The 1,316-nt window shown below is 71.4% G+C and carries 2 protein-coding genes and 1 pseudogene; all 3 read left to right on the top strand.

Translation table 11 applies throughout. The annotated features are described in order from the left end of the window. Positions 1 to 564, top strand: a pseudogene (locus tag AX685_RS22215) (helicase-related protein); the annotation flags it as partial. Between the two features lie 25 nt (positions 565 to 589). Next, positions 590 to 937, top strand: a complete 348-nt coding sequence (locus AX685_RS01990) for an RNA-binding S4 domain-containing protein (protein ID WP_082740435.1) — start codon at positions 590 to 592, stop codon at positions 935 to 937. After that, positions 934 to 1,275 carry a ferredoxin FdxA gene (fdxA, locus tag AX685_RS01985; protein ID WP_066484860.1) on the top strand — a complete coding sequence of 114 codons (342 nt, stop codon included), beginning with the start codon at positions 934 to 936 and terminating at the stop codon, positions 1,273 to 1,275. Before AX685_RS01990 ends, fdxA begins: the two co-directional genes overlap by 4 nt. The last annotated feature ends 41 nt before the right edge of the window (positions 1,276 to 1,316 follow it).

The following is a 1,316-nucleotide window of genomic DNA, read 5'->3' as shown; positions in this document are numbered from 1 at the left end:
GGCGGCGGCTTTGCCGAGCGATTGCCGCTGCGTTCGTCGGTCGACGCGCTGACGCCCGACCAGCGCCGCTGGTTGCGGCGGCAGGGGGTGACGATCGGCGCGCTCGACCTGTTCGACCCGCGGCTGCTCAAGCCCGCCGCGCAGCCGTGGCGCCGCGCGCTGTTGCAGGCCGCCGGTGCCCCCCGGACGATGGCGCCGGCGCAGGGCGCGACGATATTCCCGCGCGGCGCGCCCGGCGCGGTGCCGGCGATGGGCTATCGCCCGATCGCGGCGCAGGCGGTGCGCATCGACATGGTCGAACGGATCGCGCGCGCGGTGCACGATGCGCGCGACGCCGCATCGCCGCGCGCGCCCTTCGTTCTCGATCCGGCGCTGGCGGTGTCGATCGGGCTGGAGCCGGGGACGATCGCGCGGTTGATGGCGGAACTGGGGTTCCGTCCCGCCCCCGACAGCGAAGGGGTGACGCGCTACGTCTGGCGCGGCCGGGGACGCGCGCCCGCGCCGTCGGTGCGTCCGGCCCGGGACAATGCCTTTGCCGCGCTGGCGGACTGGGGACGATCGTGAGTCCCGTGGCGTGAGCGCGGCGGCGATGCGGCTCGACCGCATCCTGTGGTTCGCGCGGCTGGCGCGCTCGCGCGATGCGGCGCAGGACATGGCCTGCGCCGGCCATCTGCGCATCGACGGTCGCGCGATCGACCGCGCGCACGCGCCGGTCCGCATCGGCAATATCCTGACCTTCGTCCACGCCGGGCGGGTGCGCGTGCTGCGTGTCGAGGCGCTGCCGCACCGGCGCGGCCCAGCTCCGGAGGCGCAGGCCTGTTACCAGGATCTGGTGACCGATCCGCCCGCAAACGTGCCGCATCATGGCGGTGGGGCGTTGACGCAGGCGTCAGGCTTCGCAAAAGCGTGCGCCGGAACAGAGGAACCCGATCCATGACCTACGTCGTCACCGACGCCTGCATCCGCTGCAAATATATGGACTGCGTCGAAGTGTGTCCGGTCGACTGTTTCTACGAGGGCGAGAACATGCTCGTCATCAACCCGTCCGAGTGCATCGACTGCGGCGTGTGCGAGCCGGAATGTCCTGCCGAGGCGATCCTGCCCGATACCGAAAGCGGGCTGGAACAATGGCTGGAGCTGAACAACACCTTCTCCGCGCAGTGGCCCAATGTCACGCGCAAGGCCGACCAGACCCCCGCCGACGCCGATGAGCACAAGGGCGAAGAGGGCAAGTACGACAAATATTTCTCGGCGGAGCCGGGCGCGGGCGACTGATATCGCCGCCCGGCGCGGTCGCTGCCCGCCGCTACCGTCGG

This window comes from Sphingomonas sp. CCH9-F2 (assembly GCF_001556735.1).
GTDB classification, from domain to species: Bacteria; Pseudomonadota; Alphaproteobacteria; order Sphingomonadales; family Sphingomonadaceae; genus Sphingomonas; species Sphingomonas ginsenosidimutans.
This window is presented reverse-complemented; position numbering and strand designations above follow the sequence as displayed.